Annotated in this window: 18 protein-coding genes; 8 read left to right on the top strand and 10 right to left on the bottom strand. The window is 71.0% G+C overall.

What is annotated here, in order from left to right; translation table 11 throughout:
• Positions 1–14: 14 nt before the first annotated feature.
• The 4 genes from pstS to mshD form a co-directional block, all read right to left on the bottom strand.
• The gene (gene pstS, locus M4D54_RS12330; RefSeq protein WP_193865300.1) at positions 15–1,187 is read right to left on the bottom strand and encodes a phosphate ABC transporter substrate-binding protein PstS; all 1,173 of its coding nucleotides are present in this window, start codon (positions 1,185–1,187) and stop codon (positions 15–17) included.
• Between the two features lie 219 nt (positions 1,188–1,406).
• Positions 1,407–1,922: a DUF4190 domain-containing protein gene (locus tag M4D54_RS12325; protein WP_193865299.1), complete on the bottom strand. Its 516-nt coding sequence runs from the start codon at positions 1,920–1,922 to the stop codon at positions 1,407–1,409.
• Between the two features lie 105 nt (positions 1,923–2,027).
• On the bottom strand, positions 2,028–2,942 hold the full coding sequence (locus M4D54_RS12320; protein ID WP_259891845.1) for an NUDIX hydrolase: 915 nt from the start codon (positions 2,940–2,942) through the stop codon (positions 2,028–2,030).
• Between the two features lie 33 nt (positions 2,943–2,975).
• Positions 2,976–3,899 (bottom strand): mycothiol synthase, encoded by a 924-nt coding sequence (mshD, locus tag M4D54_RS12315; protein ID WP_193865297.1) that lies wholly within the window; start codon positions 3,897–3,899, stop codon positions 2,976–2,978.
• A gap of 126 nt (positions 3,900–4,025) precedes the next feature.
• Between mshD and M4D54_RS12310 the strand changes: the two genes are divergently transcribed.
• From M4D54_RS12310 to M4D54_RS12285, 6 genes are all read left to right on the top strand, one after another.
• Complete coding sequence (locus M4D54_RS12310; RefSeq protein WP_193865296.1) at positions 4,026–4,775, top strand: hypothetical protein; 750 nt, start codon at positions 4,026–4,028, stop codon at positions 4,773–4,775.
• A gap of 138 nt (positions 4,776–4,913) precedes the next feature.
• Positions 4,914–5,570: a heme-binding beta-barrel domain-containing protein gene (locus M4D54_RS12305; protein WP_193865295.1), complete on the top strand. Its 657-nt coding sequence runs from the start codon at positions 4,914–4,916 to the stop codon at positions 5,568–5,570.
• A gap of 19 nt (positions 5,571–5,589) precedes the next feature.
• A complete protein-coding gene (locus tag M4D54_RS12300) occupies positions 5,590–6,750 on the top strand; it encodes a folate-binding protein YgfZ (RefSeq protein ID WP_193865380.1) in 1,161 nt (386 codons plus the stop codon).
• A gap of 80 nt (positions 6,751–6,830) precedes the next feature.
• Positions 6,831–7,265, top strand: a complete 435-nt coding sequence (locus tag M4D54_RS12295) for a hypothetical protein (RefSeq protein ID WP_193865294.1) — start codon at positions 6,831–6,833, stop codon at positions 7,263–7,265.
• Complete coding sequence (locus M4D54_RS12290; protein WP_259891842.1) at positions 7,262–8,554, top strand: aromatic acid exporter family protein; 1,293 nt, start codon at positions 7,262–7,264, stop codon at positions 8,552–8,554. The genes M4D54_RS12295 and M4D54_RS12290 overlap by 4 nt, the downstream gene beginning before the upstream one ends.
• A gap of 66 nt (positions 8,555–8,620) precedes the next feature.
• Positions 8,621–8,941: a DUF2516 family protein gene (locus M4D54_RS12285; protein WP_193865293.1), complete on the top strand. Its 321-nt coding sequence runs from the start codon at positions 8,621–8,623 to the stop codon at positions 8,939–8,941.
• 81 nt (positions 8,942–9,022) lie between these two features.
• On the opposite strand, the gene fbaA is transcribed toward M4D54_RS12285, so the two are convergent.
• The 4 genes from fbaA to M4D54_RS12265 form a co-directional block, all read right to left on the bottom strand.
• On the bottom strand, positions 9,023–10,051 hold the full coding sequence (gene fbaA, locus M4D54_RS12280; protein WP_193865292.1) for a class II fructose-bisphosphate aldolase: 1,029 nt from the start codon (positions 10,049–10,051) through the stop codon (positions 9,023–9,025).
• Positions 10,052–10,279: 228 nt separating this feature from the next.
• A complete protein-coding gene (locus tag M4D54_RS12275) occupies positions 10,280–10,816 on the bottom strand; it encodes a hypothetical protein (protein WP_228018938.1) in 537 nt (178 codons plus the stop codon).
• Between the two features lie 236 nt (positions 10,817–11,052).
• Entirely contained in the window at positions 11,053–11,697 is a 645-nt protein-coding gene (locus M4D54_RS12270; protein WP_193865291.1) for a TrmH family RNA methyltransferase, read from the bottom strand.
• The gene (locus tag M4D54_RS12265; protein WP_193865290.1) at positions 11,684–12,364 is read right to left on the bottom strand and encodes a DedA family protein; all 681 of its coding nucleotides are present in this window, start codon (positions 12,362–12,364) and stop codon (positions 11,684–11,686) included. The genes M4D54_RS12270 and M4D54_RS12265 overlap by 14 nt, the downstream gene beginning before the upstream one ends.
• A 222-nt stretch (positions 12,365–12,586) precedes the next feature.
• Here M4D54_RS12265 and M4D54_RS12260 point away from each other — a divergent pair, with 222 nt between their 5' ends.
• Entirely contained in the window at positions 12,587–13,510 is a 924-nt protein-coding gene (locus M4D54_RS12260) for a neutral zinc metallopeptidase (protein WP_259891837.1), read from the top strand.
• Positions 13,511–13,519: 9 nt separating this feature from the next.
• On the opposite strand, the gene M4D54_RS12255 is transcribed toward M4D54_RS12260, so the two are convergent.
• Both M4D54_RS12255 and M4D54_RS12250 read right to left on the bottom strand, forming a co-directional pair.
• Complete coding sequence (locus tag M4D54_RS12255; protein WP_193865288.1) at positions 13,520–14,134, bottom strand: orotate phosphoribosyltransferase; 615 nt, start codon at positions 14,132–14,134, stop codon at positions 13,520–13,522.
• 85 nt (positions 14,135–14,219) lie between these two features.
• Positions 14,220–15,071 carry an SDR family oxidoreductase gene (locus M4D54_RS12250; RefSeq protein WP_193865287.1) on the bottom strand — a complete coding sequence of 284 codons (852 nt, stop codon included), beginning with the start codon at positions 15,069–15,071 and terminating at the stop codon, positions 14,220–14,222.
• A 70-nt stretch (positions 15,072–15,141) separates the two neighbouring features.
• Here M4D54_RS12250 and M4D54_RS12245 point away from each other — a divergent pair, with 70 nt between their 5' ends.
• Entirely contained in the window at positions 15,142–15,942 is an 801-nt protein-coding gene (locus tag M4D54_RS12245; protein ID WP_193865286.1) for an exodeoxyribonuclease III, read from the top strand.
• Positions 15,943–16,018: the final 76 nt, after the last annotated feature.

The raw sequence follows: 16,018 nt of genomic DNA, 5'->3' as shown, positions 1-16,018 counted from the left end.
TGTCTCGGGCTGGATCAGCCGACCTGGATGCCGTCGATGGCGGCCTGGGCCTCGGAGGAGAGCTCATCCGACAGCGGGGCGGAGCCGGCGTTGTCGGCACCGACCTGCTGGCCGTCCTCGGAGATGATGTAGGAGGCGTAGGCCTTCACGGCCTCTCCCTCGCCGGCATCGGCGTAGGAGCCGCACAGCGCGAGGTAGGAGATGAGCACGATCGGGTACACGCCCTGCTCGGTGGTGGTGCGGTCCAGCTCGACCACGATGTCGTTCTCCTCGCGGCCCTCGGCGCGCGGGGAGACGTCGACGGCCTTGGCTGCGGCCTCCGCGGAGTACTCCACGAACTCCTCGCCCACCTGGATCTTGGCGATGCCGAGGTTGCCGGCCTGGGAGGCGTCGGCGTAGCCGATGGTGCCGTCGCCGCCCTCGACGGTGGAGATCAGACCGGAGGTGCCGTCACCGGACTGGCCACCGTCGATGGGCCAGGTCTCGACGGGGCCGTGGGTCCAGGCATCGGGAGCGTTCTCCGAGAGGTACTCGGTGAAGTTCTCGGTGGTGCCGGAGTCGTCGGAGCGGTGCACGGGCACGATGTCCTTGTCGGGCAGGTTCGCATCCGGGTTGTGCTCGACGATCTTCTCGTCGTTCCACTTGGTGATGTCGCCGGCGAAGATCCCGCCGATCACCTCGGGGGTCAGGTTCAGCTCGTCGACGCCCTCGAGGTTGTACACCACGGCGATCGGGGAGATGTACACGGGGAGGTTGAAGGCCTGCTCGCCGTTGCACACCTCGGTGGACGCGGCCAGCTCCTCCTCGTCCAGCGGGGAGTCGGTGCCTGCGAACTTGACCTCGCTGTTGAGGAACTGCTCGCGGCCCGTGCCGGAGCCGGTGGCGTCATAGGTGACGGTGACGTCGCCGCCCTCGGCCTGGACCAGGCCCATGAAGGACTCGGTCCACGCGGTCTGCGCGTTCTGCATGGACGAGGCGCCGGAGCCAGCGATGCTGCCGGTCAGCTCGGCGTAGCCGGCGCCACCCTCCTGGCCACCGGCGTCGGAGCCGTTGGAGCCGCCGTTGCCACCCGCATTGCCGCCGTCGCCACCGTTGCCGGTGTCGCCGCCGCCACAGGCGGACAGGGCCAGCCCACCGGTCAGACCGAGCGCTGCCAGTGCGACGAGCTTGTTCTTGCGAACGTTCACTGTGAGTCCTTTCGGGGCCCGAGGCCCTGCATGGAAGAAGCTGCTTCGACGTGTGTCGCAGTGGACGCTAGGGAGCGCAGATGACGCCCTCCCCCCTCGCGTGTGAACAACGGGTGAACTCGCCCCTTTTGTGACCGAAACCGCAGGCAGGAAGCAGGATACGAACCGGTCACAATCTCCTGGACGCGTGCAACCGGGCTCCGTGGCGGGCCGAGCCGTTCAGCTGGTGCTGGCGGCGATCCCGACCCCGATGACCAGCACGACGTAGGCCACCACGAACAGCAGCACGAGGCACCCCAGGATCGAGGTGACAAGGCCCGCGATCGCCAGGCCCCGCCCGCCCTTGGGCTCGGTCGCGGTCGGGCTGGTCTCCCGCATCCCGAGGATCGAGAAGATCAGCCCGATGGGCGCAGTGACGCCCGCGCAGAGGGCGATCGAGACGATGCCCAGCACCATCCCCACGACCGCGTGCGAGGAGGACGGCGGGCCGGGGGCGTACGCGGGCTGGCCGTAGCCGGGGCCCTGCTGGAACGAGGACTGGTAGGCCGGCGAGGGGGACGGCTGGTAGCCGGGTGCCGAGGAGGCCGATGAGGACGAGGCGTACGGATCGCTGTACCCGTGGTCCTCGCTGATCGCGTACGGGTCATCGCTGTGCTGGGATCCCTGGCCGTGCCGGTCCGCCTCGCTGCTCGATGATCCGAATTCCGGGTACTGGTATCCCCCACCCTGCGTCATGGCTCTCCCCTGCTGGTGCTGTGTGGTCGTCAGGGACGATGCACGACGCCCGCCCCTGCCGCACCCGGTCTGTGCGGGGGCGGCTCCCAAGGATCGTACCGATGCTCAGGCGATGTTGGGCAGATGCCGCTCGACGGCGACCACCCTTCCCGCTGCGGTGGTGTGCAGCACCAGGGCCTCTCCGGCCGCCAGGAAGGGATCCTCCCTGGGCAGCTCCATCTCGGCGCCGCGATCGGCGGACTTCTTCACGGCACCGATCAGGGTGGGCAGCACCGGTCGATGGGTGCACACCACGGTGCCGCGCCCCTCGTGCAGCACCCGCTCGATCACCGCGGCGGTGCGGGAGGGGTGCTCCTCCGCCCCGGCCTCGGTGAGCTCGTCCTTGGTCCTGATGGTGAGGCCCTCGATACGGGCGAAGGGCTCCACGGTGGCCAGGCACCGCTTCCAGGGGCTGCTCAGCACCCGGGTGGGATCGAAGGCGTCGATCAGTCCGGGAAGGGCTTGCGCCTGCTTCTTCCCCTTCGAGTTCAGGGGGCGCGACTTCTCACCCTTGCGCCACTTCGCACGCGGCATGGCGGCGCCGTGCCGCTGCAGGACGATGGGGACGGTCTCCAGCGTCTCGTCCTCAAGGAAGCGGCGCAGCGTCGTCACGAGCACCTGGTCCCCATGACGGGTGAGCATCCGCTCGGCCTCGTCGAGCCCCACCCAGCGCACCTCGTCCACCTCGGTGGGGTCCTCCGGCCCCGGCGCGTCCTTCGCACGCACCGTGCCGATCCAGTACTGCACGATCTTGGTGCGGCCGTCCGGCAGCAGATACACGGAGGCGGGCAGCGGCCGGTGCAGCCTCACCCGGTACCCGGTCTCCTCGGCCACCTCGCGCACGGCAGCGGCGGGGAAGGTCTCCCCCTTGTCGAGCTTGCCCTTGGGCACCGACCAGTCGTCGTAGCGGGGGCGGTGCACCAGCAGCACTTCGATGCGGGAGGACTTCTCACGCCATGCCAGCACGCCGGCGGCGAGCACGGGTGGCGGGGTCCCGGGAGCGACGCGCACCTCTCAGCCCGCTTCCGGCAGGCGCATCTGGACGTCCCTGCCCGCCACGCTGAAGCCCCAGTGGCGGTACAGCTCCAGGGCGGCGGTGTTGTCGGCCTCGACGTAGAGCTCCACGAGCGCCGTGCCGTCGGCGCTGAGGCGGTGCAGGGCGGTGCCGATGAGGTGGCCGGCCACGCCGCGACCCTGTGCCCGGGGGGCGGTGCCCACGACGTACAGCTCGGCGACGCCGGAGCAGCCCGCCGTGCCTGACCGCTCGCCGCCTGCATCCGCGGGCTCGCGCTTGATCCAGACGAATCCCAGCAGCTCGCCCCCATGGCGGGCCAGCAGCAGGTCCTCGGGATCGAACCAGGGCTCGGCGATGCGCCGGTCGAGGTCCTCGCGGGTGAGAGCGCCCTGCTCCGGGTGCTCGGCGAAGGCCTGCGCGTTCAGCTCCACCCAGGCCTCGGCGTCCCTCTCGGCCACGAAGGTGTCCAGCTGCAGACCGTCGATACGCGCCGCGGGCACGGCCGGGAGCGGTGCGGAGGGGCCCAGGTCCCGGCTCAGGGTGAGCAGGCGCCTGGTCGCACGCAGTCCTCGGCCCTCGAGGAACGCGAGCGCGGGCTCCAGTGCACCGTGCGCCCATACCCCTGCGTCGGGGCGCTTGGCCAGCACGGCCTGCAGCAGTGCGGTGCCGTGGCCCTGCCTGCGGGCCTCGGGGTGCACCATTCCCTGCACGGTCCCGTCGGGGAGGATCGAGGCGTAGCCCTGCGCGGTGGCCTCCCCGCTGCCGGGCGCCGCGGGGATCAGCAGGTGACGGGCGCCGGTGCCGGTGAGCGCGAGCCGCGCGGCCTCGTCCAGGGCCGGGACGCCGTCGTGCGCAGTGGCGGCCTCCAGGAGCCTGCCGACGGAGTGCCGCTCATCCGAGGAGAGGGCGTCCGACGTGATCATGGGGTCCTTCCGGGGGCGATGATGCCGCCGGTGCCGGCGGCCGCTCGTAGACTGACACTCTAGCGCCCGCCCGAACCCGTCGTCGGCCGTGGCCGAGACCCCGGATCCGAGAGCGAGGCCCGCCCCATGATCGCTCCCGAGCGCGCCCCGCTCGGTGCCGCCCTGGCGCTGCTGATGGCACTGGTCGCCCTCACCGGCCCCCTCTCTCCCACCCTGGTGGCGCTGACGGTCGCGCTGCTCGGGGTGCTGGTGGGGATCGCGTGGCCGGACCTGCTGGAGCTGCCTTCGGCGCCCGGCACGCGCCTGGTGGTGGCGGGCACCGGTGTGCTGGGCGCGCTGTTCTCCCTGGTCGTGGCGGAGCGCACCGGGGCCGTGGCCGCGGTGATCATGGTGTGCGCGGTCGGGGTGTTCGCCTCCTTCGTCCACCAGATGGTGCGTCGTGAGCGCTCCCGACTGACCGATTCCCTCACCGGGACCGTCGCCGGGGTGATGCTCACGGGCCTGGGCAGCTGCTGGGTGCTGGCGCAGTCCGATGCCGTGGGCACAGGCCGCACCGGGCTGGTGGCCGCGATCGCCCTGGGCCTGGCGGTGACGCTCCTGGCCGGGGCCGCCCCCTTGCCCTCGCTGCCCCGGCTGCTGCTGGCCGCACTGCTGGGCACGGCCGTGATCACCCTCCTCGCCGGGGTGCTGGCCGGGGTGGGCCCCGTTCCCGCTGCGGCGACAGGCCTGGTGACGACGGTGGGAGCCAGCGGTTCCCACCTGCTGCTGGGCTCCTCCCTGATGGCACGCAGACCATCGGCCTCCCTCGCTGTGGCGGGTGCCCCGGTCGCGACGGTGGGCGTGATGACGCTGCTGGCCGTGAACCTGCTGACCTGAGCCGTTAGACTCACCCTCATGTCCGCTCTCTCCCTGTTCTTCCTCGCCCTGGTGGTCCTCGTCGGCGTGGGCACGCTCGCCTTCGCCGTCCTGGTCCTCGCCCGCCTGTTCGGCCGCTGAGCGGCCGGAGGCAGCGCCGTGCCGATCTCCCTCGATCCTTCCCTGCCCTCCTCCCTGTACCCGCTGGCCTGGCTGGTGGGCACCTGGGAGGGCAGCGGTGCTCTGCATCGCCCGGGAGCCGACGCCGGTGACCTCCGCGTCGAGCAGCGCCTGGAATGCACCCCCACCGAGAACGGCACCCTTGCCTGGGTGTCCGAGATCCACACGGTCGATCAGGCCGCCCCGCTGCCGCCCACCAGCGTCTTCGCACGCGAGGACGCGCCGCCACCGCGCCAGGGAGGCACCGGTGAGCGCCGCCTGCTGATGCGCGAGCGCGGCGAGTGGATCGTGGGCGATCCCCTGCCCGGTCAGGATCTCCAGGCCGCTCGCGAGGCCGCGCCCGGCAGTCCGGCCGGGTTCGTCTCCTACGGCCTCACGGCCCGCTTCGAGCCCACCAGTGACGAGGACGCCGCACCTGAGGCCGCATGGGCAGGAGAGGTGCGCGGCCCCCGCATCCAGTTGGCCCGCCGGGACGAGGGCACCTCCCGGGTGCTGGAGACTCGCATGGCCGGGTACGTGTCGGGGCGGCTGATGTGGCTGTGGGAGAGACGCGCAGGCGACACCGCGACCGGCGGCCACGTCGCCGAGGAGTCCGCCATGATCCCCTATCTGTCCCTGGAGCTCGACCGTGCCTGATCCCGTCGTCCCCGATCCTGTGCCCGGCACGTCGGCCGAGCCTGCCGCCGGGAGCACATCGGCAGTACGACCGCCGCTGCTGCGGCAGCGGGCCGTGCTCGGCGAGGGCCCGGATGCCGCCGTGCCCGCGCACTACGGGGCGCCCCTGCGCGAGCAGCGGAGGCTGCTGGATTCCCGCTCCGTGGTGGACCTGGGCCAGCTGGAGCTGCTCGAGGTGCGCGGCGCCGATGCCCGCAGCTGGCTCACCACCATCACCTCGCAGGACTTCACCGGGTCCTCGGTGGCTGCCGGTGCGAGCATGGCGGTGCTCTCCCCGCAGGGCCGCGTGGAGCATCTGGCCTCCGCGGTGCTCCTGGCCGAGGACTCCGTGCTGCTGATCCTGGACTCGGGCTGCCGCGCCGGGCTGCGCCGATACCTGGAGATGATGCGCTTCGCCGCGCGGGTCGAGCTGATCGACCGGGACGACCTGCGGGTCCTCGGTGCCGTGGCCCCGGCGCACGAGGTGCTGGCCGGGCATGCCACTGCACTGGAGCTGCCCGCACCGGTGGCGGTGTGGAGCGACGGCTGGCCGCAGGTGGCGCCGGGCGGTGTGGCCTACGGCCCGGACCCGGAGGACCCGGTCGGAGCAGTGCTCACAGTGGTGGACGCACAGGCCTTGCAGGCGCTGCCGTGGCGGGAGGAGCACCTGGCGGGCATGCTGGCCTGGGAGGCGCTGCGGATCGCCGATCACCGCGCACGTGCCGCGCGGGAGGTGGACGAGCGCACCATCCCCCACGAGCTGGACCTGCTGCGCACCACGGTGCACACCACCAAGGGCTGCTACCGAGGGCAGGAGACGGTCGCGAAGGTGCTGAACCTCGGCCAGCCTCCCCGGCGACTGGTGATGCTGCACCTGGACGGATCGCAGGACGTGCCGGTCGCCCCCGGCGGGCAGGTGCGCCTGGGCGGCGCCGACGGGAAGGTCGTGGGCACCGTGACCTCCGCCGCGATCCACGCGGACCTGGGTCCGATCGCACTGGCCGTGGTCAAGCGAGCCGTGCCCCTGGACGCTCCGCTGGCGGTGGCCGTGCCCGAGCCCGGGGCTGACGACGGTGAGGCCCGGGCCTGGCTGGACGCAGCCCAGGAGCCGATCGTGCTGCCCCGGGACCACGGGGAGCGCCCCGCCACTGCACGCCTCTGATCCCGTGACAGGCCCGTCGGCCGCGCCGTGGAACCGGCTTGCTGTGGGCGCCGCGCCCCCGCACCTGGGATGATGGCGGCATGAGCGGTGAGGGCGAGCAGCAGGACTGGACCAACAAGCGCCATGAGGTGATCGCGGCGCAGCAGCAGGCGCTGGAGGCGCAGCGGCAGAGCGAGCACGAGCGCGCCACGGCGATCATCCGCGAGGCCATCGGGGCCTTCCGGGCCGCCGGCATCGAGCCGGTCCCCCTGCAGGCGCGTCCCTTCACCGGGGCCGGCACCATCCGCACCTCGCTCACCGGCTGGTACCTCAAGCACGATCTCACCCTCGCCGTCGACGAGGAGGCCCGCTTCTACGTGCTGCGCGTACCGGGCGGCCTCATGTCCCGACTGCGCGGCGCCACTCCTGAACCGTCCCCCGCCCCGATGGTGGTGGGCCGCGGCGCGCGCGACGGGGAGACCTTCGAGATCCGTGAGCTGCTGCAGATGCGGCTGGCGGACCCGGTGCGCCCGTGAACGATCCGAGCGCCCACCGCATGACACGCGCAGAGCGGCTGCGCCAAGGCCTGACGGGGAGGGTGCGCGCCGGCTCCTCCCGGGGCCGGCAGGACGCCCTGTCCATCGGTCGCGCCGCCGTGGCGGCCGCCCTCGCCTACCTGCTCAGCCACCTGCTGTGGGGGCACGAGTACCCCTTCTTCTCCTCGATCGTCGCCTTCATCATCATCGGCTTCGGGACGGAGACGAAGATCCGCAAGGTGGTCGAGATGAGCGCCGGGGTGATGCTCGGCGTGCTGCTGGGCGAGCTGGCCCGCTCCACCATCGGCCCGGGCACCTGGCAGATCACAGTGGTGGTGTTCGGGGCCGGACTGCTGGCCCGCCTGCTGGACTCCGGCAACCTGTTCGGCTTCCAGGTCACGATCCAGTCGCTGCTGGTGATGATCATGCCGGTCACGCCCGGGATGACGCCGGGCGGGCGCGTCGTGGACGCTCTGACCGGTGTCACCGTCGCGATCCTGATCCATCTGCTGACCACCGGGGATCCTCGCTCCGTTCAGCGCCGGGCCGCCACCGACTTCTTCCAGGAGCTCGAGGACACGATGGTGAACCTGGCCCTGGCCGCCCGCAGCGGGGACGTGAGCGTGGCGCAGGCGGCGCTGCGGTCGGTGCGGATCTCCTCGCAGTCCTTCACCGATGAGTGGAAGGTGGCGAACGAGGCGGCCAACGAGATGGCCACCTACTCCCCCACCGCCTACCGCCACGCCGCGGGGGTGGAGCGCCTCCAGCACCTGCTGATCGGATCGGACCGGGCCATGCGGAACCTGCGCGTGATCGCCCGGCGCGAGGTCGAGTTCCTCACCGCCGTCAACGGGGATGCGCACTCCACCCTGGCCGATGCGCTGCTGGCCGCCCGTGATGCCATCACCGAGCTGCGTGCGGCGGTGAGCCAGGACGACGTGGACTTCACCGCAGCCCGCCGCAGCCTGCGCCTGTTCGGTTCCTACCTCACCCCCGAGCTGCTGCTGAAGAACGATCAGGGGGTTCGACCGGGGCGGGCCGGGCACTTCGAGGGGGTGACGCTCGTGATCCAGCTGCGCTCCCTGGCGATCGACCTGCTGCAGGCCACCGGTCTGGAGGCGAAGGACGCCAAGCGCCTGCTGCCCAGCCTCCTGATCGCCGCCGACGGGGAGTCCATCGGCCCGCGTCCCCTGACCCGCGAGATGAAGGCCGTGGAGCCGCCGGCGACCACGGAGGCCCTGGAACTGCTGATCACCGACCGGTCCGATCCGGAGCGCCGACGGCCCTAGCGGAAGGCTCCTCCTGCCCGCCCGGGCTGCCAGGGTGGATGCGGGCGATCCGACTATCCTGGCGCGATGATCGCTGCCATCCAGATGTGGATCTTCGCTGTGCTCGCCCTCGCCCTGCTGGCCCTGGAGGTCTGGGCGTTCGTCAACGCGATCCGCTTCCGGTCCGACGCCTACGTGGCCGCGGGCAAGCGCACCAAGGTGTTCTGGTGCGTGCTGACGGGGGTGTCGATGCTGCTGGGCTTCCTCTCCCTTCCGTACCCGATCGGCCGGGGCGGCACCTCGATGCTGTTCATGATCATCGGCGTGGTGATCGCCGGGATCTTCCTGGCGGACGTGCTGCCGGCCCTGAAGTCCGTGATGCGCAGGGCGCAGGGCAACCGCTGGTGAGCTGAGTCGAACAGCGACGAGGGCACCCACCGCTGGTGGATGCCCCCGTCTCGTTCCGCCGGGTGGCGGAGGGAGTGCGTGTCAGCCCTCGTGGGTGCCGGCCGAGCGCAGGTTCTCGCAGGCCTCGACGACGCGGGCGGCCATGCCGGCCTCGGCCTTCTTGCCCCAGGCGCGCGGGTCGTAGGCCTTCTTGTTGCCCACCTCGCCGTCGACCTTGAGCACGCCGTCGTAGTTCTCGAACATGTGCGAGACCACGGGACGGGTGAAGGCGTACTGGGTGTCGGTGTCGATGTTCATCTTGATGACACCGTTGTCCACGGCCTCCTGGATCTCCTCCAGGGTGGAGCCGGAACCGCCGTGCATCACGAGGTCGAACGGCATGTCCTTGCCGTACTTCTCGCCGACGGCCTTCTGGATGTCCAGCAGCACCGAGGGGCGCAGCTTCACATTGCCCGGCTTGTACACGCCGTGCACGTTGCCGAAGGTGAGGGCGGTCAGGTAGCGGCCGTTCTCGCCCAGGCCCAGCTTCTCAGCGGTCTTCAGGCCGTCCTCGGGGGTGGAGAACAGCTTGTCGTTGGAGACGTTGGCCTCCACGCCGTCCTCCTCACCGCCGACCACGCCGACCTCGATCTCGAGGATCTTCTTGGCCTCGACGGACTTGGCCAGCAGACGCTCGGCAATCTCGAGGTTCTCGTCCACCGGGACGGCGGAGCCGTCCCACATGTGCGACTGGAACAGCGGGTCCATGCCCTTCTTGACCCGGTTCTCGAGGTCCCACTCGATCAGGGGCTCCACCCAGGTGGGCAGGACCTCCTTGGCGCAGTGGTCGGTGTGCAGCGCCACGTTGATCGGGTAGTTCTTGGCCACGGCGTGCACGAACTCGGCCAGGGCGATCGAGCCGGCCACGCGGTCCTTGACCGTGGAGCCGGAGAGGTACTCGGCACCGCCGAAGGAGACCTGGATGATGCCGTCGGAGTTGGCCTCCGTGAAGCCGCGCAGGGCGGCGATCGCGGTCTGCGAGCTCGACACGTTCACGGCGGGGTAGGCGAACTTGCCGGCCTTGGCGCGGTCGATCATCGCGCTGTACTGGTCGGGAGTGACAACTGCCATGGGGTATTTCTCCTTCAGGAAGAGACTGCTGGGACGACCTCGGGCGCAATGATGCAACACGGGATCGCTCGTCCTTGTTCATTGTTCCACAGTGGCCCCGGGCCGCCCCCGGGGAGGGTCCCGCGGGCTCCGGGAGTGGCCTGCGTCTCAGCCCCGCGGATCGGCCACTCACGACCCCGCGGCACAGCGCGCACTCAGGGTGCACGCGCAACACCGTACGGGCCGACGTCAGTCGAGCGCGGCGAAGTCCCGCTCCTCCTCGGCGCCCTCCGCGTTGTCCTGCACCACGAATCGGATCGGGTCGACTTTCGACCACACCGCGAACAGCGCAGCGAACACGATCATCGCGATACCGGCCCACAGGTTCGCGTTCACACCACCGGTCTTGGCTGCTTCCTCGGGACTGAACCCGAATAGGCCCGTGAGCAGGACGATCAGGCCGAACAGTCCGATCAGCGCCCCGATGAACGTACGGATGTCGAAGGCTCCCGCCGACTCGACATGCTTGCCGCTGCCGCCACCTTCGGAACCGGGTGCGTGCGAATCCTTGCTCTGCTTCTCCAGCGCCGCGCCCGGAAGCGGACCCGTGCCCGCGAGAGGCGAGGTCCAAGCGGCGCCCTGCTCGATCCGCTCCTCGATGAGGATCCACAGCGCCAGCCACGCGACCGCGCCTATGAGGCACAGCCAGCTGTGCGACCGCCACCTCATGCGCGAGGCCAGGTGCTCCGAGGCGATCTCGACCGTCTCGTCGCTGGTCCCCGCCATCACACCGCCTGCTGCTCGCGTGGACGGGCGGCTTCCGGGCGGCGAGCGCCGTCGCGGGCGCTGGAGCGGATACGACGGCGCGTGGCCTCGGGAAGCATCCTGCGATTCTAGGCAGCTGCCCTCCCGTGGAGGGCGGACCGGTGAGCGGAGGCGTTCCCGCCAAAACGTCGTTCGTCGCAGATCTGTCAGAGCGATGCTGCGTGAGCCGGTGGGCGGAGCCGAGCCCGGAGAGCCGCTCAGGCCAGCGGTCCCCGCGGCACGTCCACGTGCTGCACCACCCAGGTGTGCATGGCGATCGCCGCGGCGGCGGCCACGTTGATGGAGCGGGTGGAGCCGAACTGGCTGATGCCCACCACCTGGTCCGCTGCTGCCAGCAGGTCCTCACTGAGACCCGGCCCTTCCTGGCCGAACACCAGCAGGCAGTCGCGCGGCAATGCGGTGTGCTCGATGGGCATCGCTCCCGGCACCAGGTCCATCGCCACGATGGACAGTCCTTGCGCACGGGCCCAGGCCGCCAGCGAGGCTGCATCGGGATGGTGCAGCTCGTGCTGGTAGCGGTCGGTGACCATCGCACCGCGGCGGTTCCAGCGCCGCCTGCCGACGATGTGGAAGGCGGCCACGTTGAAGGCGTTGGCGGTGCGCACCACCGAGCCGATGTTGGCGTCGTGCTCGAGGTTCTCGATCGCCACGTGCAGGGCCGTGCGGGACGTGTCGAGGTGGGCGATGATCGCCTCGCGCCGCCAGTAGCGGTACCGGTCCAGCACGTTGCGGCGGTCGCCGTGGGCCAGCAGCTCCGGATCCAGGTGCGGGTCCTCGGGCCAGGGCTCGGGGTGGGGGCCGACGCCGACCTCGCGCTCCTGGGCGGGCTCAGCGTGCGTCATCGTCCCCCTTCTCACGGAGCTCCTTCTTCTGCTCCTCGTCGGGATCGGGAAGACCCAGCTCCCTGCGGCGCTTCTCGCGGCGGATCAGCTTGATCAGGGTCCACACGAGGGCGATCGCGATGATCGCGTAGACGATCTTGGAGATCACATCGGTGTAGGGCTCGATCACGGTCCAGTTGCTGCCCAGGGTGTAGCCGAAGGTCACGAAGATGGTGTTCCAGATGGCGCTGCCCAGGGCGGTGAGCAGGGTGAACATCCAGAAGGGCATCTTGTACAGGCCCGCGGGGATCGAGATCAGCGAGCGCACCCCCGGCACCATGCGGCCGAAGAAGATGCCCTTCTGACCGTGCTTGTCCATCCAGTCGACGGTCTTGTCGTAGTCGTCCACGTTCAGCAGCGGCAGGTGGATGAACGCCCAGCGCAGGCGCTCCGGACCCAACAGTCGGCCCAGGCCGTACAGCAGCCATGCCCCGGTCACCGAGCCGATGATCGAGGCGATCAGCATGCCGGCGTAGGTGTTGTTGGGCCCGGCGGCGGTCACGCCGGCCAGCGGCAGGATCACCTCGGAGGGGATCGGGGGGAAGACGTTCTCCAGGAAGATCAGCAGGGCGACACCGAAGGCGCCGAAACGGTCGATCGTCTCCACGGCCCAGTCGACGATGTTCATGCAGCAGCTCCTCCGAGTTCGGGGCGCGAGGGCGGACTTCTCGCGCGTTCCCCCCGGCAGATGCACGAGCGGACTGGCCCATGGTAGGCGGCACCGTCTCGGATCGGGCTGTGGCACTGCCCGCATCCACCTCATCCGGTCATGCCCGCCGGTGCTCGACCAGGCGTCAGGCGCGTCGGTGAACCGATACCCCCGGACGTGACGCTCGTCTACTCTGTGGCCATGACCTTCAATCCCAACGCGGAGATCCGCTCTGACAACGTCTCTCGCAGCGGCGGCGGCGGTTTCGGCGGCGGGTTCCGCCCCGGGCGCGGTGGCGGCGGCGTCGCCATCGGCGGCGGCGGTGGCTGCCTGCTGCTGGTCGTGATCCTGGTCTACATGCTGATGGGGGGCGACCCGGGGGCCCTGCTCGGCGGCAGCCAGCCGCAGCCGGGCCCTGTCGCCGAGGGCGGCACGCTCGAGGGATGCGACACCGGTCAGGACGCGAACGAGCGCGACGACTGCCTGGTGCAGGCCACCATCGAATCGGCCGATTCGCTGTGGTCCGAGCTCGCCCCCGCCTCGGGCATCGAGTTCGTCGAGCCCGGCGGGCAGGTGTTCACCGGCCAGGTGCAGACCGGCTGCGGCCCGGCCACCAGCGACGTGGGCCCCTTCTACTGCCCGGCCGACGCCAGCATCTACGTGGACGTCTCCTTCTTCGGCGAGCTCGAGTCCCGGTTCGGGGCCGACGGGGGCCAGCTGGCCAAGATCTACGTGGTGGCCCACGAGTACGGCCATCACATCCAGAACCTGCAGGGCTCCATGCAGCGGGCGAACCGGCAGGACACCGGACCGCAGTCCGATGCGGTGCGCCTGGAGCTGCAGGCTGACTGCTACGCCGGGGTGTGGGCGCACCATGCCGCCAACACCGTCGACGAGGACGGGGTGCGGATGCTGGAGCCGCTGACCCAGGAGGACATCGCCTCCGGTCTGTCGGCGGCCGCTGCGGTGGGCGACGACCACATCCAGGGGGAGGTCGCCGGTGGCGGCATCCACCCGGAGAGCTGGACCCACGGCTCCTCCGAGCAGCGTCAGGCCTGGTTCATCACGGGCTACGAGAAGGGCACCGTGGAGTCCTGCGACACCTTCGCCGTCCCGGAGGTCTGAGCGCCTCCCTCAGATCTCCAGCTCGGAGATGTCGTAGGCCGCCAGGTAGCGGTAACCGGCCTGCTCGACGGCCTGGCGCGAGGCGTCGGAGCGATGCACGATCACGGCGACCGCGGCGATGTCGGCCCCGGCCTCGGTGAGGGCCTCGCAGGCAGTGAGCACGCTGCCACCGGTGGTGGAGGTGTCCTCGACGGCGACCACGCGGCGGCCGGCGACGTCCGGTCCCTCGACGCGCCGCTGCAGGCCGTGGGCCTTGTTGGCCTTGCGCACCACGAAGGCGTCCAGCGGGTGCTCCGCCTGCGCTGCGGAGGCATGGAGGATCGAGGTGGCCACCGGGTCCGCTCCGAGGGTGAGGCCGCCCACCGCGTCGATGCCGGGCACCAGGCCCTCGCGCCGCAGCAGGTCCAGCATCACGCGGCCCACCAGGGGTGCGGCCTCGTGGTGCAGGGTGATGCGCCGCAGGTCCACGTAGTGGTCGGCCTGGGCGCCGGAGGACAGGGTGACCTGGCCGCGCACCACGGCGAGGTCACGGATCAACCGGCGCAGGCGCTCCCGGTCGGCGGTGAGAGCGGAGCTCTGGCCTGAGCTCTCGGGGCGGTCGGAGGTGGGGGTGGTGTCGGGCATGCGCCCCAGGGTACTGGCGCGCATGGCCCGGCGCGCGGTGTGCAGCGGGCAGGAGCCGACCGGAGCGGCACCGCAGCGAGGGCAGCTACTGCGGCGGGTCCTCGCGCTGCCAGGGGGCATGAAGGTTGCGGCGGGAGGCACGCCGTCGGGAGCGCACCACCGCGTTCTGCTGGAGCCGGTGGTACCAGTTCGGGGAGGTGAGTGCCCGCACCAGTGAGCGCGGTGCGATGCGGGAGACCTCCCCTGCGGTCCGGTACTTCACCGAGGGGATGGACAGCACCGTGCCCCGGGCTGCGTCCTTCAGGGCCTGCTCCACCACGAACGGGGCCTTCAGCCAGGTGACCCGCGGCAGGCCCTCCATGTTCATGCAGGCCCGCTCGTGGAACTCGGTCTGCACGAACCCGGGCAGCAGCGCGGTGGCGCTGACCCCGGTGCCCTTCAGCTCCGCGGCCAGGGACTCGGTGAACACGGTGACCCAGCTCTTGGAGGCGGCGTACGGGCCGGCGGTGGTGTACCCGGCCAAGGAGCTGACGTTGATGATGGCGCCCCGGCGACGCTGCACCATGGAGCGCGCCGCCGCGTGGGACAGCACCAGCACCGCCCGCATCAGGGTGTCCATCTGCTTCTCGTGGTCCTCGACGCCGATCTCGAGGAACCCTCCCCGAAGCCCGTAGCCGGCGTTGTTGACCAGCAGGTCGACCGGGTCCACCGGGTCGGTCAGGCGCACGGCCACTCGGTCCAGCCGGGCGCGGTCGGAGAGATCGGCCGCGAGCACCTCGACCTCGACCGCGTGGACGTCGCGGATCTGCGCGGCGATGGTGCGCAGGCGGTCCTCGTTGCGCGCGACCAGCACCAGGTGGTGGCCGGTCCCGGCCAGCTGCCAGGCGAACTCCAACCCCAGCCCTGAGGTGGATCCGGTGACGAGTGCGCGCGCCATGTCCAGATGGTAATCGCAGGTGGAGCCATCGTCAGGCCGCCACGGGCTCACGGCCCGTAGGATCGGGGCCATGCGCATCGCCACCTGGAACATCAACTCCCTGCGTGCCCGGATGGACCGTGTGCTCGCCTTCCTCGACCGCCATCAGGTCGACGTGCTGGCCCTGCAGGAGACCAAGGCCAAGCCCGCCCAGCTGGACCTCACCCAGCTGGTGGAGGCCGGCTACGAGGTCCACGCCCACGGCCTGAACCAGTGGAACGGGGTGGCGCTGGTCTCCCGCGTGGGCCTGGAGGACGTGCGCCCCGAGCTGCCGGCGGTGCCCGTATGGCCGGAGGACGAGACCGGCGTGGCCGAGGCGCGGGCCATCAGCGCTGTGGTGGGCGACGGTCTGCGGATCTGGTCGCTGTACGTGCCCAACGGCCGCGAGATCGACCACCCCCACTTCGCGTACAAGCTGCGCTGGCTGGACGCCCTGCGGGCCGAGGGCGCACGGGAGCTCGCCGAGGACCCGCAGGCGCGCGTTGCGTTCGTCGGTGACTTCAACGTGGCGCCGCACGACGAGGACGTGTGGTCGATGGAGTTCTTCGAGGGCAAGACCCACGTGACCGAGCCGGAGCGGGCCGCCTTCCAGGCGCTGGTCGATGCGGGCTTCGCCGACGTGGTGCGCCCGGACAACCCCGGCCCCGGGGTGTACACCTACTGGGACTACCAGCAGCTGCGCTTCCCCAAGAAGGAGGGGATGCGCATCGACTTCGTGCTGGGCACCCCGGCCGTGCAGCAAGCGGTCACCGGGTCGTTCATCGACCGTGAGGAGCGCAAGGGCAAGGGCGCCTCCGATCACGCCCCGGTGGTGGTGGACCTGGAGTTCTGAGGCTCCGTCCCGTCGTCGGCGACGGGTGAGCGAGATCGGGCCCGGGAAGCGGACGGAGACCGGGCACGGGGCGCCG

It is taken from the genome of Brachybacterium sp. p3-SID1565, from assembly GCF_025143785.1.
GTDB classification, from domain to species: domain Bacteria; phylum Actinomycetota; class Actinomycetes; order Actinomycetales; family Dermabacteraceae; genus Brachybacterium; species Brachybacterium epidermidis.
This window is presented reverse-complemented; position numbering and strand designations above follow the sequence as displayed.

Bases quoted from the DNA above. Each gene is read 5' to 3' on its own strand.
- M4D54_RS12325 (WP_193865299.1), bottom strand. From the start codon at position 1,922: ATGACGCAGGGTGGGGGATACCAGTACCCGGAATTCGGATCATCGAGC.
- mshD (WP_193865297.1), bottom strand. From the start codon at position 3,899: ATGATCACGTCGGACGCCCTCTCCTCGGATGAGCGGCACTCCGTCGGC.
- M4D54_RS12310 (WP_193865296.1), top strand. From the start codon at position 4,026: ATGATCGCTCCCGAGCGCGCCCCGCTCGGTGCCGCCCTGGCGCTGCTG.
- M4D54_RS12295 (WP_193865294.1), top strand. From the start codon at position 6,831: ATGAGCGGTGAGGGCGAGCAGCAGGACTGGACCAACAAGCGCCATGAG.
- M4D54_RS12285 (WP_193865293.1), top strand. From the start codon at position 8,621: ATGATCGCTGCCATCCAGATGTGGATCTTCGCTGTGCTCGCCCTCGCC.
- fbaA (WP_193865292.1), bottom strand. From the start codon at position 10,051: ATGGCAGTTGTCACTCCCGACCAGTACAGCGCGATGATCGACCGCGCC.
- M4D54_RS12275 (WP_228018938.1), bottom strand. From the start codon at position 10,816: ATGGCGGGGACCAGCGACGAGACGGTCGAGATCGCCTCGGAGCACCTG.
- M4D54_RS12270 (WP_193865291.1), bottom strand. From the start codon at position 11,697: ATGACGCACGCTGAGCCCGCCCAGGAGCGCGAGGTCGGCGTCGGCCCC.
- M4D54_RS12265 (WP_193865290.1), bottom strand. From the start codon at position 12,364: ATGAACATCGTCGACTGGGCCGTGGAGACGATCGACCGTTTCGGCGCC.
- M4D54_RS12260 (WP_259891837.1), top strand. From the start codon at position 12,587: ATGACCTTCAATCCCAACGCGGAGATCCGCTCTGACAACGTCTCTCGC.
- M4D54_RS12255 (WP_193865288.1), bottom strand. From the start codon at position 14,134: ATGCCCGACACCACCCCCACCTCCGACCGCCCCGAGAGCTCAGGCCAG.
- M4D54_RS12250 (WP_193865287.1), bottom strand. From the start codon at position 15,071: ATGGCGCGCGCACTCGTCACCGGATCCACCTCAGGGCTGGGGTTGGAG.
- M4D54_RS12245 (WP_193865286.1), top strand. From the start codon at position 15,142: ATGCGCATCGCCACCTGGAACATCAACTCCCTGCGTGCCCGGATGGAC.